Annotated in this window: 18 protein-coding genes, 1 tRNA gene and 1 pseudogene; 19 read left to right on the top strand and 1 reads right to left on the bottom strand. The window is 45.9% G+C overall.

Translation table 11 applies throughout. From position 1 onward, the window contains the following. The first annotated feature begins 15 nt into the window (after positions 1-15). The 19 genes from tpiA to DXE27_RS08275 all read left to right on the top strand — a co-directional run bounded on the left by tpiA (position 16) and on the right by DXE27_RS08275 (position 17,154). Positions 16-774, top strand: a complete 759-nt coding sequence (gene tpiA, locus DXE27_RS08365) for a triose-phosphate isomerase (RefSeq protein WP_128113599.1) — start codon at positions 16-18, stop codon at positions 772-774. Positions 775-796: 22 nt separating this feature from the next. Next, a complete protein-coding gene (secG, locus tag DXE27_RS08360) occupies positions 797-1,141 on the top strand; it encodes a preprotein translocase subunit SecG (RefSeq protein WP_128113598.1) in 345 nt (114 codons plus the stop codon). Positions 1,142-1,227: 86 nt separating this feature from the next. Beyond that, positions 1,228-1,312 (top strand) — tRNA-Leu (locus tag DXE27_RS08355). 109 nt (positions 1,313-1,421) lie between these two features. After that, a complete protein-coding gene (locus tag DXE27_RS08350; protein WP_012357790.1) occupies positions 1,422-1,781 on the top strand; it encodes an NADH-quinone oxidoreductase subunit A in 360 nt (119 codons plus the stop codon). A 5-nt stretch (positions 1,782-1,786) separates the two neighbouring features. Next, complete coding sequence (locus DXE27_RS08345) at positions 1,787-2,269, top strand: NuoB/complex I 20 kDa subunit family protein (protein WP_128113597.1); 483 nt, start codon at positions 1,787-1,789, stop codon at positions 2,267-2,269. 3 nt (positions 2,270-2,272) lie between these two features. Then, positions 2,273-2,872, top strand: a complete 600-nt coding sequence (locus tag DXE27_RS08340; RefSeq protein WP_128113596.1) for an NADH-quinone oxidoreductase subunit C — start codon at positions 2,273-2,275, stop codon at positions 2,870-2,872. Between the two features lie 3 nt (positions 2,873-2,875). Further along, positions 2,876-4,129 carry an NADH-quinone oxidoreductase subunit D gene (locus DXE27_RS08335; protein ID WP_128113595.1) on the top strand — a complete coding sequence of 418 codons (1,254 nt, stop codon included), beginning with the start codon at positions 2,876-2,878 and terminating at the stop codon, positions 4,127-4,129. Between the two features lie 23 nt (positions 4,130-4,152). Beyond that, positions 4,153-4,659, top strand: a complete 507-nt coding sequence (nuoE, locus tag DXE27_RS08330; protein ID WP_128113594.1) for an NADH-quinone oxidoreductase subunit NuoE — start codon at positions 4,153-4,155, stop codon at positions 4,657-4,659. Further along, positions 4,656-5,954: an NADH-quinone oxidoreductase subunit NuoF gene (gene nuoF, locus DXE27_RS08325; protein WP_128113593.1), complete on the top strand. Its 1,299-nt coding sequence runs from the start codon at positions 4,656-4,658 to the stop codon at positions 5,952-5,954. The genes nuoE and nuoF overlap by 4 nt, the downstream gene beginning before the upstream one ends. Positions 5,955-5,986: 32 nt before the next feature. Continuing rightward, the gene (nuoG, locus tag DXE27_RS08320; RefSeq protein ID WP_128113752.1) at positions 5,987-8,308 is read left to right on the top strand and encodes an NADH-quinone oxidoreductase subunit NuoG; all 2,322 of its coding nucleotides are present in this window, start codon (positions 5,987-5,989) and stop codon (positions 8,306-8,308) included. Positions 8,309-8,316: 8 nt separating this feature from the next. Continuing rightward, positions 8,317-9,390: an NADH-quinone oxidoreductase subunit NuoH gene (gene nuoH / locus DXE27_RS08315; protein WP_128113592.1), complete on the top strand. Its 1,074-nt coding sequence runs from the start codon at positions 8,317-8,319 to the stop codon at positions 9,388-9,390. An 11-nt stretch (positions 9,391-9,401) separates the two neighbouring features. Further along, complete coding sequence (gene nuoI, locus DXE27_RS08310) at positions 9,402-9,893, top strand: NADH-quinone oxidoreductase subunit NuoI (protein WP_128113591.1); 492 nt, start codon at positions 9,402-9,404, stop codon at positions 9,891-9,893. Positions 9,894-9,913: 20 nt separating this feature from the next. Further along, on the top strand, positions 9,914-10,555 hold the full coding sequence (locus DXE27_RS08305; protein WP_128113590.1) for an NADH-quinone oxidoreductase subunit J: 642 nt from the start codon (positions 9,914-9,916) through the stop codon (positions 10,553-10,555). Then, complete coding sequence (nuoK, locus tag DXE27_RS08300; protein WP_128113589.1) at positions 10,552-10,860, top strand: NADH-quinone oxidoreductase subunit NuoK; 309 nt, start codon at positions 10,552-10,554, stop codon at positions 10,858-10,860. Before DXE27_RS08305 ends, nuoK begins: the two co-directional genes overlap by 4 nt. Before the next feature lie 2 nt (positions 10,861-10,862). Beyond that, positions 10,863-12,884 carry an NADH-quinone oxidoreductase subunit L gene (gene nuoL / locus DXE27_RS08295; protein WP_128113588.1) on the top strand — a complete coding sequence of 674 codons (2,022 nt, stop codon included), beginning with the start codon at positions 10,863-10,865 and terminating at the stop codon, positions 12,882-12,884. A 24-nt stretch (positions 12,885-12,908) separates the two neighbouring features. After that, on the top strand, positions 12,909-14,375 hold the full coding sequence (locus DXE27_RS08290; RefSeq protein WP_128113587.1) for an NADH-quinone oxidoreductase subunit M: 1,467 nt from the start codon (positions 12,909-12,911) through the stop codon (positions 14,373-14,375). A 10-nt stretch (positions 14,376-14,385) separates the two neighbouring features. After that, positions 14,386-15,885 (top strand): NADH-quinone oxidoreductase subunit NuoN, encoded by a 1,500-nt coding sequence (gene nuoN, locus DXE27_RS08285; protein ID WP_128113586.1) that lies wholly within the window; start codon positions 14,386-14,388, stop codon positions 15,883-15,885. A gap of 113 nt (positions 15,886-15,998) precedes the next feature. Then, positions 15,999-16,598 (top strand): NUDIX domain-containing protein, encoded by a 600-nt coding sequence (locus DXE27_RS08280; RefSeq protein ID WP_128113585.1) that lies wholly within the window; start codon positions 15,999-16,001, stop codon positions 16,596-16,598. 67 nt (positions 16,599-16,665) lie between these two features. Then, positions 16,666-17,154 (top strand): DUF1178 family protein, encoded by a 489-nt coding sequence (locus DXE27_RS08275; RefSeq protein WP_128113584.1) that lies wholly within the window; start codon positions 16,666-16,668, stop codon positions 17,152-17,154. Between the two features lie 77 nt (positions 17,155-17,231). Here DXE27_RS08275 and DXE27_RS08270 read toward each other — a convergent pair. Further along, positions 17,232-18,770: pseudogene (locus tag DXE27_RS08270) on the bottom strand (CoA-acylating methylmalonate-semialdehyde dehydrogenase). Between the last annotated feature and the right edge of the window lie 89 nt (positions 18,771-18,859).

Below are 18,859 nucleotides of genomic sequence, written 5' to 3'. Positions count from 1 at the left end.
GACTGCTTACTTACTATGCGCCCGCTCATCGTTATTGGTAACTGGAAAATGAATGGCAGTCTTGCAAGCAATCAAGACTGGATCAAAACCGTTGCCCGTGGGATGGAAAGTGGGATGCCTTCTGGTCGCAAATTTGCCGTTTGTCCGCCGTTCCCATATTTATCGCAATGTGATCAGTTGATTAAAGAGCATTCATTGGCATTTTTGAGTCTTGGCGCTCAAAATGCCTCGGCACATATCTCTGGTGCATATACCGGTGAAGTTGCTGCCCCAATGCTCAAAGAGCTTGGCTGCACTTATGTCATTGTTGGCCATTCAGAGCGACGTCAAATGCATCACGAGGTTGATGAGGCTGTTGCGACTAAGGCATTGCAGGTATTATATGCCGGTATGATGCCAGTGATCTGCGTCGGTGAGACTGCGGACGAAAGAAACTCTGGCAGGGCAGAAGAGATTGTCTGTGGTCAGATTGCTAAGCAGGTATTGGTTTTGCAGGATCGCTTGGCTGATTGTTTAATTGCTTATGAGCCAGTATGGGCAATAGGTACTGGTAAGGTTGCAAGCGCTCAGGTAGCGCAAGATATGCACCGCGCTATTCGCCTGCAATTAACGGAATTTAACGAAGATGTTGCATCACATGTAGGTATTTTGTACGGCGGTAGTGTTAAACCGGACAATGCTGTGGAATTGTTTGCCATGCCAGATATTGATGGTGGATTGGTTGGGGGTGCATCTTTGAACCCGCAAGACTTTCTGTCCATCTGTCAGGCATAGATTTTTTATTTGGAGATAAGCTGTGGAATGGTTTAAGACATTACTAATCGTATTGCAGGTAATTTCAGCGGTTGCTGTCATTTTGCTGGTGTTATTGCAGCAAGGTAAGGGCGCTGATATGGGTGCTGCATTTGGATCAGGCTCTTCTGGTAGCCTCTTTGGCGCCAGCGGTTCTGCCAACTTCCTTTCCCACGCAACTGCTATTTTTGCGGCTGTTTTCTTTATTTCCACTCTAGGCATCACCTGGATTGGCAATAAAAAGGAAGTCAGTCCTGGAGTCCTGTCTGGAACAGTGGCCCCGGTGGTAGCGCCAGCTGCTCCAGTAGCACCTGTTCAGGACCCAACAAAACCTGCAGTTCCTAAGTAAAAAAGTAGGTTTTTACGGATTTATCTGCCCCAAAAATGGGGTAGTCAGCTTGTGCAATGCAGTAGAATTGATGGGTTTTGCAAGATGCCGACGTGGTGAAATTGGTAGACACACTATCTTGAGGGGGTAGTGGCTTAGGCTGTGCGAGTTCGAGTCTCGCCGTCGGCACCAAAAAATGAGTATTGCTTAGGGTTTTTGCTCTAAATCAATACTGAATGAAGTGGAATAATTAATAATTTGCTGCTTTTAGGATTTACCAGACAAACGAATCAGGGCTATTTTGAATCTCGCTAATTACTTTCCTGTTCTGCTTTTCATCCTCGTAGGTATTGGGGTCGGTTTAGTCCCCATGTTCCTCGGAAAAATTTTGGCTCCTTCAAAGCCCGATGCTGAAAAACTGTCACCATATGAGTGTGGTTTTGAAGCTTTCGAAGATGCGCGTATGAAGTTTGACGTGCGTTATTACCTCATTGCCATTCTCTTCATCTTATTCGATTTAGAAACAGCATTCCTGTTCCCGTGGGGCGTTGCTCTGCGTGATATTGGTTGGCTTGGCTACGCCTCTATGGTGATTTTCCTCTTGGAATTCATTGTGGGATTTGTATATATCTGGAAAAAGGGCGCTCTCGATTGGGAGTGATAGATATGGCATTAGAAGGCGTTCTCAAAGAAGGTTTTGTTACAACTACTGCTGACCAGTTAATTAACTGGGCGCGCAATGGTTCTTTATGGCCTATGACCTTTGGTTTGGCTTGTTGTGCTGTTGAAATGATGCATGCTGGCGCATCCCGCTATGACCTAGACCGTTTTGGTGTGATGTTCCGCCCATCTCCGCGTCAGTCTGACTTAATGATTGTTGCTGGTACTTTATGCAACAAAATGACACCTGCTTTACGCAAGGTTTACGATCAAATGCCAGAGCCGCGTTGGGTTATCTCGATGGGCTCATGTGCTAACGGCGGCGGTTATTACCATAACTCCTATTCAGTAGTGCGCGGTTGCGACCGTATTGTGCCGGTGGATATTTATGTTCCTGGTTGCCCTCCAACTGCAGAGGCATTGATCTACGGAATCATTCAATTGCAATCAAAGATCGCTCGCACTAGCACGATTGCGCGGAAGGCTTAAACCATGTCAGACCGTTTAGTTCAATTAGCAGCCAATCTAGAAAAAGTTTTAGGTAAGCGCGCTCTATCAATCGAAACCGCCCTTGGTGAAGTGACTGTTGTTGTTAATGCAGATACCTACTTAGAATCCGTCTTGCTCTTGCGCGATGACCCATCACTCGCATTTGAGCAATTGATTGATTTATGTGGCGTGGATTATCAAGATTTCCGTGACGGCGCATGGAGTGGTCAGCGTTTTGGCGTAGTTAGTCACTTACTCTCCATTGAGCACAACTGGCGCCTACGTGTGCGCGTATTTGCAGCAGATGACAGTTATCCATTAGTGGCTTCAATCACACCGGTTTGGAATTCAGCTAACTGGTTTGAGCGCGAGGCATTTGACCTCTATGGCATTTTGTTTGATGGTCATGACGACCTACGTCGTATCCTCACAGACTATGGCTTTATTGGTCATCCATTTAGAAAAGATTTTCCAATCAGCGGCAATGTGGAAATGCGTTACGACCCAGAATTGAAGCGCGTTGTCTATCAGCCTGTCACGATTGAGGCTAGAGAAATTACTCCACGCATTGTTCGTGAAGAGCAGTACGGAGGTCCGGTTTAAGTCATGGCACAAATTAAGAACTACACCCTCAATTTCGGCCCTCAGCATCCTGCTGCGCACGGCGTACTGCGCTTAGTGCTTGAGCTCGATGGAGAGGTGATCCAGCGCGCTGATCCTCATATCGGCTTATTGCACCGTGCTACTGAAAAATTAGCGGAGACTCGTACTTGGATTCAGAACGTTCCTTATATGGATCGTTTGGATTACGTGTCTATGATGTCCAATGAGCATGCTTATGTAATGGCAATTGAAAAGCTGTTGCAGGTAGATGTTCCTTTGCGAGCACAGTACATCCGTGTGATGTATGACGAGTTAACCCGTTTATTAAATCACCTGCTGTGGATCGGCTGTCATGGTCTTGACGTTGGTGCGATGGCGGTATTCCTCTATGCCTTCCGCGATCGTGAAGACATCTTTGATATGTATGAAGCAGTATCTGGCGCGCGTATGCATGCCGCTTACTATCGTCCAGGCGGCGTATATCGCGATTTGCCTGATCAGATGGCTCAGTACACAAAGAACAAAATTCGCAGTACTTCAGCTATCAAGCGTTTGAATGAAAACCGTAGCGGTACATTGCTTGATTTCATTGAGCGGTTTGCCAATAGCTTTGATGCAAACGTTGATGAGTACTGCAATCTGTTAACTGATAACCGTATTTGGAAGCAGCGTTTAGTTAATATCGGCATTGTGACTCCTGAGCGCGCTTTGCAGCTTGGCTTCACCGGCCCAATGTTGCGTGGCTCTGGTATTGAGTGGGATCTTCGTAAGAAGCAGCCATATGAAGTCTATGATCGCCTGGACTTTGATATTCCGGTAGGCGTAAATGGCGACTCTTATGACCGCTATCTAGTTCGCATGGAAGAAATGCGCCAATCTAATCGCATCATTAAACAATGCGTAGCTTGGTTGAAGGCAAATCCAGGTCCAGTCATGAGCGACAACCATAAGGTTTCTCCGCCTAAGCGTGTAGACATGAAGACCAATATGGAAGAGTTGATTCACCATTTCAAACTCTTTACAGAAGGTATTCACGTTCCTGATGGTGAGGCTTACTCAGCTGTTGAGCATCCTAAGGGTGAGTTTGGTATTTATCTCATTTCAGATGGCGCTAACAAGCCGTATCGCATGAAGATTCGTGCGCCAGGATTTGTTCATTTATCTGCAATGGACGAGATGTCACGCGGCCACATGCTGGCTGACGCGGTAACTATTATTGGTACCCAAGATATTGTGTTTGGGGAGATTGACCGCTAAATCAGCGGGCCAAGGAATATTTAATGACTACCACTCTTCAACTATCCGATAAAACGCGCGCAGACATGCGCCGTAATATCGCTAAATATCCAGCAGAGCAAAAGCAATCTGCTGTCATGGCTTGCTTGATTGCCGCTCAAACTGAAGTAGGTTGGGTTTCACCTGAGGTGATTGCCACAGTAGCGCAAATTTTGGAAATGCCTAGCATTGCTGTTGAGGAAGTTGCTACTTTCTACAACATGTACAACACAAAGCCAATTGGCAAATACAAATTGGTTATTTGCACCAATTTGCCTTGCCAGTTGACGCACGGTGAAACTGCAGTCACTTACTTAAAAGAAACATTGGGTATTGGCTACAACGAAACTACACCTTGTGGCACTTTTACCTTGAAAGAGGGTGAGTGTATGGGTGCTTGCGGCGATTCTCCTGTTATGTTGGTAAATGACAAGCGCATGTGCAGCTTTATGAGCAAAGAAAAGATTGATGCATTGTTAAGTGAGTTACGTGCAGAAGGGAAAGCAGCATGACCTGCTCGCACGATCGCCACATCAAGCCTTTAATCCTCGCCGGATTAAATGGAGATAACTGGCGTTTAAAAGATTATGAAAGTCGTGGCGGCTATCAACAGCTCCGTCATTTAATTAACGATAAAGTTGCTCCGGATGCCATCATTGCTGAATTAAAAGCTTCATCACTACGTGGTCGTGGTGGTGCAGGCTTCCCAACTGGCTTGAAGTGGAGCTTTATGCCGCGCCAGTTCCCAGGGCAAAAGTATTTAGTTTGTAACAGCGACGAAGGTGAACCTGGTACTTTTAAAGACCGCGACATCATGCGTTACAACCCGCATGCCTTAATCGAAGGCATGATCATTGGTGCTTACACCATGGGTATTACAACTGGCTACAACTATATTCATGGCGAAATCTTTGAGGTGTACACACGTTTTGAAGAGGCCCTAGAAGAAGCGCGTGCTGCTGGTTACTTAGGCGATAAGATTCTTGGTAGCGATTTTTCATTCCAATTGCATGCTGCACCTGGATGGGGTGCATACATTTGCGGTGAAGAAACTGCATTGCTCGAATCTTTAGAGGGCAAAAAAGGGCAGCCACGCTTTAAGCCACCTTTCCCGGCAAGTTTTGGTTTGTATGGCAAACCAACAACAATTAATAACACCGAAACTTTTGCTGCTGTGCCATTTATTTTGGCCATCGGCGGTCAAGCCTATTTGGACCTTGGCAAACCGAATAACGGTGGAACAAAAATATTCTCTATTTCTGGTGACGTGGTTCATCCTGGTAACCATGAGATTCCATTGGGCACACCTTTTGCAGAGCTGTTAAAGCTCGCTGGTGGCATGCGTGATGGCAAGGCGTTAAAAGCAGTAATTCCTGGTGGATCTTCATCTCCTGTTGTGCCTGGTGCGCAGATGATGGAACTCACAATGGATTACGACAGCATTGCTAAAGCTGGATCTATGTTGGGTTCAGGTGCCGTGATCGTAATGAATGAGACACGCTGCATGGTTCGTGCATTAGAGCGCTTGTCTTATTTCTATCATGAAGAATCATGTGGTCAGTGCACACCATGCCGTGAAGGTACTGGCTGGTTGTGGCGCATTGTTCACCGCATTGAACATGGCCAAGGGCGTCCTGAGGATTTAGATTTGCTCAATGACGTAGCTGCCAACATTCAGGGTCGTACGATTTGTGCTTTAGGTGATGCAGCTGCGATGCCAGTACGTGGCATGTTGAAGCATTACATGGATGAATTTGCGTATCACGTAGAACATAAGCGCTGCTTAGATTCTGCGAAACCTTTATAAAGATTTAGAGCACGGGATATCTTAAAGTGAGCATGGTAGAGATCGAATTAGATGGTAAGGTAGTAGAGGTTCCGCAAGGTTCGATGGTGATGCATGCCGCGAATAAGCTTGGCACCTACGTTCCTCACTTCTGCTATCACAAGAAATTGTCTATCGCTGCTAACTGCCGCATGTGTTTGGTAGAGGTAGAGAAGGCTCCTAAACCATTGCCTGCATGCGCAACTCCAGTTACTCAGGGCATGAAGGTGTTTACGCATTCTGCTAAAGCGGTAGAAGCGCAACGCTCCGTGATGGAATTCTTGCTCATTAACCATCCTTTGGATTGCCCAATTTGCGACCAAGGTGGAGAGTGTCAATTACAAGACTTAGCAGTTGGTTACGGCAAGTCCAATTCACGCTACGATGAAGAGAAGCGTGTTGTATTCCACAAAAATGTTGGCCCTTTGATCTCCATGCAGGAGATGACGCGCTGTATTCACTGCACCCGTTGCGTACGCTTTGGCCAAGAAGTTGCAGGCGTAATGGAGTTGGGCATGATTAACCGTGGTGAACATTCTGAGATCACAACCTTTGTAGGTCAGACCGTAGATTCAGAGCTTTCTGGAAGCATGATTGATTTATGTCCAGTTGGCGCATTAACAAGCAAGCCGTTCCGTTATGAAGCTCGCACTTGGGAGCTCGGTCGTAAGCGCTCTGTAAGCCCACACGATAGCTTGGGTGCTAATACAACGGTACAAACAAAAGCGAATAAGGTTATGCGCGTAGTTGCTTTGGAGAGCGAAGCAATTAACGAATGCTGGATTAGCGATCGTGATCGTTTCTCCTATGAAGGCTTAAACAGTGCTGATCGCGTCACAACACCCATGGTTAAGCAGGGCGGTCAGTGGCTTGAGACTGACTGGCAGTCAGCATTGGATTACGTTGCTCACTCTTTGAAGACAATTTCTGCTGAAAGCGGACCTGAATCTATCGGTGCTTTAGCGCATCCAATTTCCAGCACGGAAGAATTGCATCTCTTGCAAAAATTAGTGCGTGGTATTGGCTCAAGTCAAGTTGAGACTCGCTTGCGTCAAACCGATATTAAGGGGGCAGCAGCCGCTCCTTGGTTGGGTATGCCAGTTGCAAAAGTAAATGAGTTAGATCGCGTTTTAATTATTGGTAGCTTCTTACGTAAAGAGCAGCCCGTATTCGCAGCCCGTATTCGCACTGCAAGCAAGCGTGGTTTACAGGTGCTTCGGATTGATGCTGGTGGTGATGATTGGCTTATCTCAAGCAGCGCCATTGCTGCCGCTCCAAGCGCATGGCTTAATACATTAAGTGAGGTTGCATTAGCGATTGCGAAGGCAAAATCTGCATCTGCTCCATCTGGTACGCCTAACGTTACCGTTTCAGCGCAAGCTCAAAAACTGGCTGATAGCCTACTCTCAGGCTCCGCTGTTTCAGTGTTGCTTGGATCTGCTGCTATTGCCCATCCACAAGCCTCTGACATTCAGGTGCTAGCTCAATTTATTTCTGCGCAGACGGGTGCTAGTTTTGGTTTCTTGCCTGTTGGTGGTAACGCAGTTGGCGCCGCTTTAGTAAATGCAAATGGCTCTGGTGTTGAATCAGTGTTGTCTGGCGATCGCCGCGCAGTGCTGCTGATGAATATTGAACCAGACTCCGACTTACCAAATCCAGTTGCTGCTCGTGCCGCTTTAGCTAAAGCAAACACAGTAATCGCTTTGAGCGCTTATAAGAGCGCTGACTTGATGGAAGTGGCTGATGTCATTTTGCCAATCTCCACATTTACCGAAACAGTATCTACCTTCGTCAATCTAGAAGGTAGAGCGCAAACGATTCAACCTGCTGTTAAGCCTTTGGGTGATTCACGTCCCGCATGGAAAGTGCTTAGAGTTCTTGGTGGACTGTTAGGCTTAGATGGTTTCTTGTTTAATGCGCCAGAAGAAGTGCTGGGTGAGGCGTTGGATGATAACTATTGTACTCGACTTAGCAATCAACCTTTGACGAGTACTGTTGCCGGTGCCGGTGCCAATGCAATTACTAATAGTGGTTTAGAGCGCGTAGCCGACGTCAATATTTATTCTGGCGATCAAATTGTGCGTCGTTCATCTGCATTGCAATTAACACGTGATGCGAAGCGCGGAAACCAAGCTGGATTGAATCAAACCACATTTATAGAGTTGGGCTTAAAGACGGGTGATGCAGTGCGCGTTACTCAGGGTTCACAGTCTGTTGATATGCCTGCGACATTAGAGGCAAATCTAGCGCCAGGCGCCATCAGAATTTCTGCTGGCACTATGGCTAGTGCGAAATTAGGATCGATGTTTGGTCCGGTAACTGTAAGCAAGGCATAAGGTACGAGATGGATAATTTCTTGAACCTCATTACCACCCAAGGCGAAGCCATTTTTGGTTCTTTATGGCCATTGGTTTGGGCATTGGTGCGTATCGTCATCATCGTATTGCCAATGTTTGGTTGCGTAGCTTACTTAACCCTGTGGGAAAGAAAGTTAATCGGCTGGATGCACATTCGCCTTGGGCCAAATCGCGTAGGCCCATTGGGTTTGTTGCAGCCAATTGCAGACGCCTTAAAGCTCTTGATGAAGGAGATCATTTCTCCAGCTCAAGCTAGCAAAGTACTCTATTTCATTGCCCCAATCATGGTGATCATGCCTGCGTTTGCAGCGTGGGCGGTGATACCTTTCCAAGCCAAGATGGTTTTAGCTGATGTCAATGCCGGACTTCTTTACATCATGGCCATTTCATCTATTGGCGTTTATGGCGTGATTTTGGCTGGTTGGTCTTCAAACTCTAAATACCCATTCCTTGGCGCAATGCGCGCTTCAGCTCAGATGATCTCCTATGAGATTGCTATGGGCTTTGCATTGGTTACTGTACTGCTGACTTCTGGATCTTTGAATTTAAGCGCTATCGTTGCCTCGCAAGAGCAGGGCTTCTTTGCAGGAATGGGCTTGAATTTCTTGTCATGGAACTGGCTCCCATTGCTGCCAATGTTCTTGATCTATTTCATCTCCGGTGTAGCTGAAACAAACCGTCACCCATTTGACGTGGTTGAAGGTGAGTCTGAGATTGTTGCTGGACACATGGTTGAGTACTCAGGCATGTCTTTTGCGATGTTCTTCCTAGCTGAATACGCCAATATGATTTTGATTGCTGCTGTAGCGTCAATCATGTTCTTGGGCGGTTGGCTACCAATTGTTGATTTGCCTATCTTGCGCGATATTCCAGGTTTCTTCTGGCTGTTTGGCAAAACCTTCTTCCTTTTGTCATGCGTTATTTGGTTGCGTGCCACATTGCCGCGTTATCGCTATGACCAAATCATGCGTTTGGGCTGGAAGATCTTTATCCCCATCTCCGTATTCTGGGTGGTTGTTATCGGCGCATGGGTTATATCCCCATGGAATATTTGGAAATAAGTTGATCAATCATGTTTAAGAAAATTTCCCAATTCCTCGATAGCTTGATGCTTAAAGATATTTTGACTGGTATGTCTATTACAGGTCGCTATCTCTTTAAACCAAAAATTACTGTTCAATACCCTGACGAAAAGACTCCTTTGTCTAATCGTTTCCGTGGATTGCATGCGCTACGTCGTTATGAAAATGGCGAAGAGCGTTGCATTGGCTGTAAATTGTGCGAGGCAGTATGTCCAGCGTATGCCATCACAATTGAAACAGCAGAACGTGATGACGGAACACGTCGTACTAGTCGCTACGACATTGATCTGACTAAATGTATTTTCTGCGGCTTTTGCGAAGAGGCATGCCCGGTTGATGCGATTGTAGAAACTAATATTTTTGAGTATTTCGGCGACAAACGCGGCGATTTGTACTTCACTAAAGAAATGCTCTTGGCAGTCGGCGACAAGTATGAAAAAGACATCGCCGCTAACCGTGCAGTTGATGCACCTTATCGTTAATCGAATCGAGCTTAACTAGTATGACATTCGATCCATCTACATTATTCGCAGTTTTCTTTTACGGTTTCGCTGGTTTACTGGTGATTTCAGCATTGCGCGTGATTACAGCACGTAACCCAGTGCACGCTGCACTGTTCCTCGTATGGGCTTTTTTCTGTGCATCTGGTATCTGGATGCTCCTTAAAGCAGAATTCTTGAGTCTGGCCTTAATTTTGGTTTATGTCGGCGCTGTAATGGTTCTCTTCTTATTCGTTGTGATGATGTTGGATTTAGAGCATCTACGTCGAGATTTCAAAAAATTCTTACCTGTTGCATTTTTAATGGGCGCAGTGATTGTGTTGGAGTTATCCATCGTCATCATTCGTAGCTTTATTGGTACCAACGCACCAGTTCAACCAATGCCGGAAGAGGTAATGGCAAACAATACTCAAGCTTTGGGCATGTTGATCTTTGTAGACTATGTTTATGCCTTTGAGGTGGCTGGTGTGATCTTGTTGGTGGCCATCATTGCTGCTGTTGCCTTGACATTGCGCAATCGGAAAGACTCAAAATCTCAGAATATCCATGAGCAAGTAAATGTGGTTGCTGCAGATCGTATGCGCATTGTGAAGATGGGTTCAGATATGGCTGCAAAGCAAGATACAAGAGGAGAGAAAGAATGAATATTACTCTCGCCCATTATTTAGTGCTTGGTGCTATTTTGTTCGCCACCAGTGTGATTGGTATTTTCTTAAATCGTAAGAATGTCATCGTTCTGCTCATGGCAATTGAGTTGATGCTCTTGTCGGTAAACATGAACTTTGTTGCCTTCTCTCATTATTTGGGTGATATGGCAGGTCAAGTATTCGTATTCTTTATTTTGACTGTGGCAGCTGCTGAGGCAGCTATCGGTTTGGCAATTTTGGTTGTGCTCTTCCGTAAGGTAGACACCATTAATGCCGAAGATCTTGACCACCTAAAAGGCTAGTCATGCAATTGACCTTAAATATCCCTGTTCTCTGTGCAATTCCGTTGGCGCCATTAGTTGGCTCAATGATTGCTGGCTTTTTTGGCACCAAATTAGGCGGTAACCGCATTGGACATGGCGCCAGTCAATTTGTGACTATCTTGGGTGTCACGATTGCTTTTGTTTTGTCATGCAATGTTCTTGTTCAGGTAATGGATGGCTTCTATTTCAACGGAACCGTTTATCGCTGGATGCAGTTGGGCGAACTCAATTTGGATATTGGCTTTCTAATTGATCCGTTAACGGCAACCATGATGTGTGTTGTGACCTTCGTGTCATTGATGGTTCACATCTACACCATTGGCTATATGCATGGGGAAGAGGGCTATAACCGCTTCTTCTCATACATCTCACTCTTTACTTTTGCCATGCTGATGCTCGTAATGAGCAACAACCTCTTGCAGCTTTTCTTTGGCTGGGAAGCGGTGGGTGTAGTTTCTTATTTGCTGATTGGCTTTTACTTTGAACGTCAATCTGCGGTATTTGCCAATATGAAGGCTTTCCTAGTTAACCGCGTCGGTGACTTTGGCTTCATTCTGGGCATTGGTATTTTGCTTGCCAGCACTGGTTCAATGCAATATGACGTGATCTTTGCGCAGAACTCTGCTTTAGCAGCACAAACATTGCCTGGCACAAGCTGGAACCTCATGACGGTTGCCTGCATTTGCTTGTTCATTGGCGCAATGGGTAAGTCTGCACAGTTTCCGCTTCACGTTTGGTTGCCTGACTCGATGGAAGGTCCAACACCGATTTCTGCATTGATTCACGCTGCAACGATGGTTACCGCAGGCATCTTTATGGTGTCACGCATGTCTCCACTGTTTGAGCTTTCAGATGCGGCGTTGAGCTTTATCTTGGTTATCGGCTCTATTACTGCGCTCTTTATGGGGTTCCTTGGCATCGTCCAGAACGATATCAAGCGTGTAGTTGCTTACTCAACCTTGTCCCAGTTGGGTTATATGACTGTTGCATTGGGTGTTTCTGCTTACCCAGTAGCAATTTTCCATTTGATGACCCATGCATTCTTTAAAGCTCTGTTGTTCCTAGCTGCAGGTAGCGTAATTTTGGGTATGCACCACGAGCAAGATACGCGTAAGATGGGCGGCCTCTGGAAATATATGCCAGTTACCTGCCTCATGATGCTGCTTGGTAATTTGGCGCTAGTTGGAACGCCATTCTTTTCAGGTTTCTATTCAAAAGATTCCATCATCGAAGCTGTTGCTGCAAGCCATATTCCAGGTTCTGGATTTGCCTACTTTGCCGTGATGGCCAGTGTATTTGTAACTGCTTTGTATTCCTTCCGTCTCTACTTCTATGTATTCCACGGAAAAGCGCGCTGGGGTCATGCTGACTCACATGCCCACGACCATCATGGATTGGCTCCAGGTCAAAAGCCGCACGAATCCCCATTCGTGGTGACATTGCCTTTAATCCTTTTGGTTATTCCTTCAGTCATCATTGGTTTCTACACAATCTCACCATTGTTGTTCGGTACATACTTTGGCGATTCCATCTTTATTGATCTGGCTCGTCACCCAGTCATGAAAGAGTTGGAAGATGAGTTCCACGGTCCTGTAGCAACGGCGATTCATGCGTTCACATCACCGGTATTGCTGTTGGTCGTTCTTGGTGTATTAACTGCTGCAGTTGGTTATCTATGGGCACCTAAATTGCCAGCAAAGGTTGCAGAGACTTTTGCGCCAATCAAGAAATTATTTGATAACAAGTACTACCTTGATGAATTAAATCAAGCAGTATTTGCAAAGGGGCTCATCTGGATTGGCAGCTTCTTATGGCATCGTGGTGATCAAAAGGTTATCGATGGATTCTTTGTTAACGGCAGTGCGTACTCTGTAGGTCGCTTTGCTGGAGCTATTCGCCATTTGCAATCCGGTTATCTCTATCACTACGCATTTGCAATGATTGCTGGCTTGGCGATTTTGCTGGCTTGGGTTTTGTATGCTTACCTGCCTTTTGTTCGCTAGGCCTTTGTTACTTAAGTAGCCACTATGATTCTTTCTTACGCAATTTGGACTCCGATTCTCTTTGGACTCATTATTCTGTTTTATGGGTCTGAGAAACCATCTGCCGGCGTTCGCTGGTTAGCGCTTGTTGGTGCTGTTCTTGGTTTTATTGCCACGCTTCCATTGGTAATCAATTTTGATATTGCCAATGCTGGCATGCAGTTTGTTGAGAAGGTAAGTTGGATTCCGCGCTACGATATTAACTACTATCTAGGCATCGACGGAATCTCTGTTTGGTTTATCGTCCTTACCGCTTTCATCAACATAATTGTTGTGATTGCAGCTTGGGAGGTTATTGATACCAAGGTTTCGCAGTACATGGCTTCTTTCATGATTCTCTCTGGATTGATGATCGGCGTATTTTGCGCGCTAGATGCCTTGTTGTTCTACGTATTCTTCGAGGCTACATTGATCCCGATGTACATCATTATTGGTGTATGGGGTGGTCATAACCGTATCTACGCCGCATTTAAGTTCTTCCTGTACACCTTGTTAGGTTCATTGCTAACACTGGTTGCTATGTTGTATTTGTATAACGTTACAAATACCTTCGATATTTTGGCTTGGCAGAACGCACGACTTGATATCGTTGAGCAAATCCTATTGTTCGCCGCATTCTTTATGGCGTTTGCTGTAAAGGTGCCAATGTGGCCATTGCATACATGGTTGCCTGATGTGCACGTTGAAGCGCCGACAGGCGGCTCTGTGGTTTTGGCTGCAATCATGCTCAAGCTGGGTGCCTATGGATTCTTGCGTTTCTCATTACCTATTGCCCCAGATGCTAGCCAGTATTTAGGCCCGTTTGTTATCTTCTTATCGCTTGTTGCCGTTATTTATGTTGGCGCGGTAGCTTTAGTGCAAAAAGATATGAAAAAGCTTGTAGCTTATTCATCAGTAGCACATATGGGATTTGTAACACTCGGCTTTTTCCTCTTTAGTCCATTGGGCATAGAGGGCGGCATTGTGCAGATGATTTCACACGGCTTTGTTGCCGGCGCAATGTTCTTGTCTATTGGCGTCTTGTATGACCGCATGCATACACGTCAAATTGCAGATTACGGCGGCGTGGTTCATCGCATGCCTGCATTTGCCGCATTTGCAGTATTGATGGCCATGGCTAATTGCGGCCTGCCTGCCACTTCTGGTTTCGTTGGCGAGTTTATGGTGATCTTGGCGGCAGTTGACTACGATTTCTTTATCGGTGTCCTGGCAGCCACAGCGCTGATACTTGGCGCGGCGTATTCCTTGTGGATGGTAAAGCGCGTGTTTTTCGGCGCCGTAACAAATAAGCATGTTGAGGTTCTCAAAGATCTCAATGCTCGCGAATATTTCATGATGGTGGTGTTGTCAGTTTGCGTGATGGGAATGGGTGTTTATCCGAAACCATTTACCGACATCATTCATCCTGCTGTGATTAATCTGCTACAGCACGTTGCTGTTAGCAAACTCTGAGTAAAAGCAAATGCAAGCATTCGACCTATACGCCATCCTGCCGGAACTCGTTTTACTAGTTGCTACCTGCCTATTATTGGTGGTTAGTGTTTATGTGCGCGAGAGAGTGGTATCCACTCCTGGCGTTGAACAAGATATATTCCATACCCCTCGCGGCGTTGGATTTGTATATTTTTTCTCGATCATTCTGCTGGCCTATCTTGCGCTCGCCTTCATTGGGCGCATGGGTGACGGCTCTCTAGTAGCGATGAATGGCTTATTTCAGTCAGACCCATTCTCCAATTTATTGAAAGCTTGCTCTTGCTTGGCGGTATTGATTGGCTTGATTTACTCCAAGCAATATCTCATGGATCGCGCATTATTCCGTCCAGACTTTATTGTTCTGGCTTTGCTTGCTCTGCTTGGTCAGTTTGTTTTAATTTCAGGTGCCAACCTCTTAACTTTGTACCTTGGCCTTGAATTGATGGCATTGCCAACATATGCCTTGGTTGCGATGCGCCATAGCAGCGAAAAGAGCGTAGAAGCGGGTATTAAGTATTTCATCCTTGGCGCTTTGGCATCCGGTTTCTTGTTGTACGGCGTGTCTATGCTTTATGGCGTCACTGGCTCGCTTGATCTGATTGAGATATTCAAAACAGTTGCTGATCCACGTGTAAATCACTTGGTAATGGCATTTGGTTTGGTATTTATTGTTGCTGGCTTAGCGTTTAAGCTAGGTGTCGTACCTTTCCATATGTGGGTGCCAGACGTCTATCAAGGCGCCCCTACAGCTGTTACTTTGATGATTGCTGCCGCACCTAAGCTGGCTGCTTTTGCCTTGTTATTCCGTCTGCTCGTAAATACTTTGTTGCCATTGATGGGTGATTGGCAACCAATGTTGGTATTGCTGGCTTTGTTATCTCTAGTGGTTGGTAACGTTACTGCGATTGCGCAAACCAATGTGAAGCGTATGTTGGCCTATTCAGCTATCGCGCAAATGGGCTTTGTTTTACTGGGTATGTTGTCGGTATTTGATGATCACGCATTTAGCGCATCCATGTTCTATGCGATCACCTATGTTTTGACAACATTAGGTACGTTCGGTTTATTGATGGTTTTATCTCGCAAGGGTTATGACTGTGAAACGCTGGATGGCTTAAAAGGCCTTAATAAGAAGCACCCCTGGTTTGCATTTATCGGCTTGGTGATGATGTTCTCATTGGCTGGTATTCCGCCGACAGTTGGATTTGCAGCTAAATTAGGTGTACTTGAGGCTTTAGTTGATGCGGAGCATACCTTCTTGGCAATCATTGCAGTGATTGCATCCTTGATTGGCGCTTTCTACTATCTTCGTGTTGTGAAGGTCATGTATTTTGATGAGCCTGAACACGAGATCACTGTTTCTGGATCGGGTTTTGCTAAAGGCATCCTAGGCCTAAACAGCATTCTGGTTCTGGTGATTGGCATTGTTCCCGCCGGCTTAATGAGTCTATGCTTGGATGCAATGCGTCGCACATTACTAGGTTCCTAAGGACTGCGGTAACAGTATATAAAGGCTCCTAAGTGGAGTCTTTATTATTTGTGACATCGTAATGACACTTATTTTTTATAAGATAAATCATCCTACTTTTAAAGAGATATTTGATGGCTGAAAAAACATTTGAAGATTTGCCGGCGGGTGACCAGCACTTAAGAGAAGAGCGTATCTCTGGAGAAGATATTTACGGCGGCATCTTTTTACACATGAAGCGCGATACAGTTTCATTGCCTGATGGACAAGAAGCCACGCGAGAGTATTTAACGCATCCCGGAGCCGTTGCTATTGTCGCAATCTTAGATGATGGCAGGGTTCTTTTAGAGCGCCAATATCGCTATCCAATCGCTAAGGCATGCATTGAGATACCCGCAGGAAAGTTAGAGGTTGGTGAGGATCATTTGTTGTGTGCCCAACGTGAGCTCGAGGAGGAGACTGGCTATACCACTGAAAAGTGGAGCTATATACGTCGCATTCATCCTGTAATTTCATATTCAACAGAGTTAATTGATATCTACTTGGCTGAAGACTTGGTTCCCGGAAAAAGTCATCTGGATGATGAAGAGTTTTTAGACGTATTTGCGGCCCCACTTGAGCGGCTAATATCCTGGGTCGAAGAGGGTGAGATTACCGACGTAAAAACCACGATATCCGCCTATTGGTTGGACCGCTATCGTCGTGGATTGGTGGCGCCAACCCCAATTAAATAGGTGAAGGTTAATCCCGATTAAAATAGGGCTATTGAATTTAATGATTTTGCCCACATATATACGTTTTATGAAAGTTTATAACCTCGCTTGCCCTCTAGATCATCGTTTTGAGGGATGGTTTGCCTCAGAGCAGGACTGTCTTGATCAACAAGATAGCGGAATGCTTGCTTGCCCAGTATGTGACAGTACTGAAATCACGCGCATGCCGTCAGCGCCACATATTGCAAAATCTAGCAGCTCTACCGAGCTGACTGTTTCTAAGGCGGATATGGGCAGCATCAGCGGTGATGTTGTTGCACTTACAGGCAATGACCATTCTCAACTAGAGGCTCAGGTTCAGGCTGCTTTTCTCAAAGGTATGCGTGACTTGATGGGCAAATCAGAAGATGTTGGCACTGCATTTGCTGAAGAAGCTAGAAAAATTCATTACAAAGAATCCCCGGAAAGAAGTATCCGCGGTCAAACTACTTTGGATGAGGCAGAAGCGCTTCAGGATGAGGGTATTGAAGTGATGGCGATGCCCATGATGCCGGCGCTAAAAAATACCCTTCAATAGGGCCCCTTGTATCAATACCTCTTCGGGAGGGCAAAAAATAGCGATCCGTAGATCGCTATTTTTGTATCAAGCCAATATTACTTAGAGGTTGGTATCACAAACTCTGCGCCCTTAGCAATGCTCTCGGGCCAGCGCTGCATTACGCTCTTCTGCTTGGTATAGAAGCGAACACCTTCTTTACCGTACGCATGCATATCGCCAAAGAGTGATTTCTTCCAGCCGCCAAATCCGTGCCAAGCCATTGGCACAGGAATAGGTACGTTAATACCAACCATGCCTACTTGAACGCGACGAGCAAACTCGCGGGCAATATTACCGTCACTTGTAAAGCAAGCAACACCATTGCCGTATTCACAAGAATTCACGAGATTCAAAGCCTCAGTAAAGTTGGCAACGCGTAAGCAAGACAGAGCTGGTCCAAAGATTTCTTCGAGATAGATCTTCATATCTGGAGTAACGCCATCGAATAGGGTGCCGCCCAAGAAGAATCCATTTTCACAGCTAGGCACTTTTACTTTTAGTCCGCGGCCATCAACCAAGAGTTTTGCTCCTGATGCAACGCCGTTATCAATGTAACCAGTGATGCGCTCTAAAGCAGCCTTTGTAATTTGTAACGATTGGGCCCATTTCAGCATCCAATTCCATGCCATTTTTTACTTTGAGTGTTTTGGTGCGCTCAATCAGTTTTGGCATAATTTTTTCAGCAACATCGCCTACTAGTACTGCAACTGAAATTGCCATGCAGCGCTCGCCGGCAGAACGATAAGCGGCACCCACCAAAGCATCGATGGCTTTATCTATGTCGGCATCAGGCATGATGACCATGTGATTCTTGGCGCCGCCCAATGCTTGCGAGCGTTTGCCAAAATGGGCGCAACGTTCGTAGATGTAGTTTGCAATAGGAGTTGATCCAACAAAGCTAATTGCTTTTACGTCTGGATTTTCAATCAAGGCATCAACAGCTTCTTTATCGCCTTGCACCACATTAAATACGCCATCCGGAAGACCGGCTTCTTTTAAGAGTTTGGCCATAAACAATGATGCGGATGGGTCGGTAGGACTGGGCTTGAGGATGAAGGTATTGCCGCAGGCAATTGCCATTGGGAACATCCACATAGGAACCATGACGGGGAAGTTAAATGGCGTGATGCCTGCAACTACACCTAAAGGCTGGCGCATAACCCAGTTGTCAATGTCAGTTGAAACTTGCTCTGTGTACTCGCCTTTGAGCAATTCCGGAATGCCGGTGGCAAATTCAACGATTTCAATCCCTCGAGTAACTTCGCCTTGTGCGCCAGTAAATACTTTGCCATGCTCAGCGGTAATGATCGCGGCAAGCTCATCACGGTTAGCGTTGAGCAATTCGAGATATTTGAACATGATACGAGCGCGACGTAGGGGGCTTGTCTGGCTCCAGCTCTCAAAAGCCTTCTGAGCTACAGCTACAGCAGCAACGACATCCTTGCGGCTTGCTAGGGCAACGCGACGGGCTACAGTACAGTGCCTTTGGCTGGGTTATAGACATCCGCAAAGCGTCCATCTTTTGGGTTTAGTACAGCGCCGCCAACGTAGTGGCCAATATCTTCTTTGGATTCAAAGGCTTGAGGTGCGTTCATAGTCTCTTAATTTGAGTGGTTTGTATCGATAAATGTCAAAAAAAACCGATCAACCTAGTGGTCTGCACGACTTCGCTGTCTCGTTTATT

This window comes from Polynucleobacter necessarius (assembly GCF_900096755.1).
Lineage (GTDB): Bacteria > Pseudomonadota > Gammaproteobacteria > Burkholderiales > Burkholderiaceae > Polynucleobacter > Polynucleobacter necessarius_K.
This window is presented reverse-complemented; position numbering and strand designations above follow the sequence as displayed.

Coding starts and splice junctions, on each gene's coding strand:
- tpiA (WP_128113599.1), top strand. CDS start 16: ATGCGCCCGCTCATCGTTATTGGTAACTGGAAAATGAATGGCAGTCTT.
- DXE27_RS08345 (WP_128113597.1), top strand. CDS start 1,787: ATGGCATTAGAAGGCGTTCTCAAAGAAGGTTTTGTTACAACTACTGCT.
- DXE27_RS08340 (WP_128113596.1), top strand. CDS start 2,273: ATGTCAGACCGTTTAGTTCAATTAGCAGCCAATCTAGAAAAAGTTTTA.
- DXE27_RS08335 (WP_128113595.1), top strand. CDS start 2,876: ATGGCACAAATTAAGAACTACACCCTCAATTTCGGCCCTCAGCATCCT.
- nuoE (WP_128113594.1), top strand. CDS start 4,153: ATGACTACCACTCTTCAACTATCCGATAAAACGCGCGCAGACATGCGC.
- nuoF (WP_128113593.1), top strand. CDS start 4,656: ATGACCTGCTCGCACGATCGCCACATCAAGCCTTTAATCCTCGCCGGA.
- nuoG (WP_128113752.1), top strand. CDS start 5,987: ATGGTAGAGATCGAATTAGATGGTAAGGTAGTAGAGGTTCCGCAAGGT.
- nuoH (WP_128113592.1), top strand. CDS start 8,317: ATGGATAATTTCTTGAACCTCATTACCACCCAAGGCGAAGCCATTTTT.
- nuoI (WP_128113591.1), top strand. CDS start 9,402: ATGTTTAAGAAAATTTCCCAATTCCTCGATAGCTTGATGCTTAAAGAT.
- DXE27_RS08305 (WP_128113590.1), top strand. CDS start 9,914: ATGACATTCGATCCATCTACATTATTCGCAGTTTTCTTTTACGGTTTC.
- nuoK (WP_128113589.1), top strand. CDS start 10,552: ATGAATATTACTCTCGCCCATTATTTAGTGCTTGGTGCTATTTTGTTC.
- nuoL (WP_128113588.1), top strand. CDS start 10,863: ATGCAATTGACCTTAAATATCCCTGTTCTCTGTGCAATTCCGTTGGCG.
- DXE27_RS08290 (WP_128113587.1), top strand. CDS start 12,909: ATGATTCTTTCTTACGCAATTTGGACTCCGATTCTCTTTGGACTCATT.
- nuoN (WP_128113586.1), top strand. CDS start 14,386: ATGCAAGCATTCGACCTATACGCCATCCTGCCGGAACTCGTTTTACTA.
- DXE27_RS08280 (WP_128113585.1), top strand. CDS start 15,999: ATGGCTGAAAAAACATTTGAAGATTTGCCGGCGGGTGACCAGCACTTA.
- DXE27_RS08275 (WP_128113584.1), top strand. CDS start 16,666: ATGAAAGTTTATAACCTCGCTTGCCCTCTAGATCATCGTTTTGAGGGA.